The following is a 2472-nucleotide window of genomic DNA, read 5'->3' as shown; positions in this document are numbered from 1 at the left end:
TCGAAGCATTTTTTCTTTTTCATGTGTACATAAAAACACCATAAAAAGATCGTTCAAGTAACAATGTTAGATCAAGTGACTTGTTTCACAAAAAACAAGAGGGGCTTGGTGAATGGTTACGTTGTAATTGTCGATGGGGCAGCATGGCATCAAGAAACCGTGGCTGATGAATTTGAAAATTTAACTCTTGTGAAGCTACCTCCATATTCACCAGAATTAAACCCGATAGAGCAGGTTTGGCAATGGATGAGACAAAATGAATTGGCTAATCGATGCTTTAGTGGGTATGAAAATATTGTTAATGAATGCTCAAGGGCTTGGAACACATTTAGAAGTGACATCAAAAACGTTCAATCTTTATGCAAAAGGGAATGGTTTACCATGGGAATTTAATTAATGTAATTGGTATTAATACAGAACAATGTTCTTTAAAATGGATTCGATTCTTCTTATGGTATAACTCGTATGGAATGGTTTAGGAATAACAGATAGGTAATGAAAGCTGTAGCTGGAATTGCTCCAGCTACAAAACGTAAAGTTATTGGCGAGCCAAACGATGGTTTTCACTCGGTTGTTCAAAGTCACTGCGGTAAGGGTTGATGTCTAAACCACCACGACGGGTATAACGTGCATAAACCGTAAGTTTTGTGCAATTACAAAATCGCTTAAGATCAACAAAGATTCTCTCAACGCATTGCTCATGGAACTCATTGTGCTGCCTAAACGAAATTAAATAACGAAGTAGTTTTTCACGATCAATTTTAGGGCCCTGATAACGAATCATTACGCTGCCCCAATCAGGTTGTGAAGTAATTAAACAATTAGACTTTAACAAGTTAGAGGTTAACGTTTCAGCCACTGTTTGTTTATCATCAGTACTGTTTTCAAGGTAGTCTGGTTTAAATTCGTAGTCATCAACCTCAATATCAAGCTCATCAATGCAAGCACCTGGTAATTCAACGACTCTTTGCAGACCAAAATGCTTAGGTTCAATAATTGAAACGACTACGTCACCTTCAGCACATTTAGAAAGATCTTTAGCTAATGTGTCTTGAACTTGAGTTATTGAATCGAACTTTGTCTGGTTAAACGTATTTAAATAAAGTTTAAATGACTTTGATTCAATTAAGTTTTCTGATTTATAGTCAAGGCGAAATTCTGCAATTGCCACCATGGGTTTCCCCTTGGAATTGAGCCATGACAGTTCATATCCTGTCCATATGTCTTCACCATGGAAAGGTAAATTAGTATTTAGCTCAATGGCATCTCGGTTTAATTTTCGAGGTACACCTTGCAATAATGTCGGATTATATTCAGATTCATATTGAGTAGATTTACCTAAGGTTAGGCCTGTTAATTCTTTTGCTTCACCATAGGGATCGTGGTTTTTTGTCATCAATACAATTTCCGTGTCAAAATAGCCGTATATTATAACTAAAATTGGGTAGTACTTAAGTGTCTTGTTTCACTGCTTTAGAAGATTTTATTAATAAATACCACCAACAATATCAACAAACCCTGAATGAACTGCCACGTTATTATCCTGTTGGAGAGTTTTCACCTTGTATTGAGGGCGATTATGATGGGGATAAAGAAAGCTATGTTCATTGGAATCCAGTAAAAAAAGACGATTCTTCCAACTTTAACAATGTTGAAAGTGCGTTGGAAATGAAACTTCACCAAGACATTCATGATTTTTATGGCAAGCTGTACGCTGCTCCGATTCATTTTGACTCCGAATTCGGCGAAGGCGAACTCATTCAAGCTTGGAGTCAAGAAAATTTTGAGTTGCTGCAGCAAAATATTATTGGTCATTTAATGATGAAGAAAAAGTTGAAGCAATCGCCGACTTGGTTTATTGGTACAATAGATCATTCAGAAAGAATGATTACTGTAAATAATGAAGACGGAAGTGTTTGGTTAGAAATACCTGGAGAAGTTCAATCGGATAAATTGGCCAACTCGATAGAACTGTTCATTGAAAAGCTAGAGGTGAAACCTTGTATTCCTGACGCTCCACAATCTTATATTGAGTCGATTCCTGAACATCCTGGAATTATGAATAGTTTAAAAAGAATGTGGTGTAATCTCACCTCGAAGTAGCAATATATTTTCTACTTTACTCTCTCGTTTTGGGCCTCAATGTAATATTACGTTGAGGTTTAATTATTTTATTTTTCAGAACCGTTTGGTGTACTAGAGTTCACCAATGGATGACCGATAAAATGAATGAAATTTAATTTTTCCCTGAAAACTTCTCAGTTTATAATTGACGTAAAAATTACGTAAAGTCATGTGGTTATATGTCACTTCCAAAGGTTTCAGGTGAAGAGTTTAGTTTAAGGCAATGTAACTATTCAGCTGGGTAAACAAAGATATCAGGCAAGTGCCCGCTGAACAGCAGGTTCAACGAGGTTGAGGCTGTGATATTTTGCTTTCGACAACTCGAAACGTAACTGCGTATGGCACAGA

General features: G+C 36.4%; 3 protein-coding genes. 2 read left to right on the top strand and 1 reads right to left on the bottom strand.

The window, feature by feature from the left end:
- Nucleotides 1–48: 48 nt before the first annotated feature.
- Nucleotides 49–393 (top strand): transposase, encoded by a 345-nt coding sequence (locus tag JQC92_RS21790; RefSeq protein ID WP_338049539.1) that lies wholly within the window; start codon nt 49–51, stop codon nt 391–393.
- A 145-nt stretch (nt 394–538) separates the two neighbouring features.
- Here the strand turns inward: JQC92_RS21790 and queF are convergent, their stop codons facing one another.
- Complete coding sequence (gene queF / locus JQC92_RS21785) at nt 539–1396, bottom strand: NADPH-dependent 7-cyano-7-deazaguanine reductase QueF (RefSeq protein ID WP_205001630.1); 858 nt, start codon at nt 1394–1396, stop codon at nt 539–541.
- Between the two features lie 59 nt (nt 1397–1455).
- Here queF and syd point away from each other — a divergent pair, with 59 nt between their 5' ends.
- Entirely contained in the window at nt 1456–2103 is a 648-nt protein-coding gene (gene syd / locus JQC92_RS21780; protein WP_205001629.1) for a SecY-interacting protein, read from the top strand.
- Nucleotides 2104–2472 lie beyond the last annotated feature (369 nt).

Source organism: Parashewanella hymeniacidonis, from assembly GCF_016900895.1.
Taxonomy (GTDB): Bacteria; Pseudomonadota; Gammaproteobacteria; order Enterobacterales; family Shewanellaceae; genus Parashewanella; species Parashewanella hymeniacidonis.
Note: the sequence above shows the minus strand (reverse complement) of the source record. Positions and strands in the feature narration are given on the sequence as shown.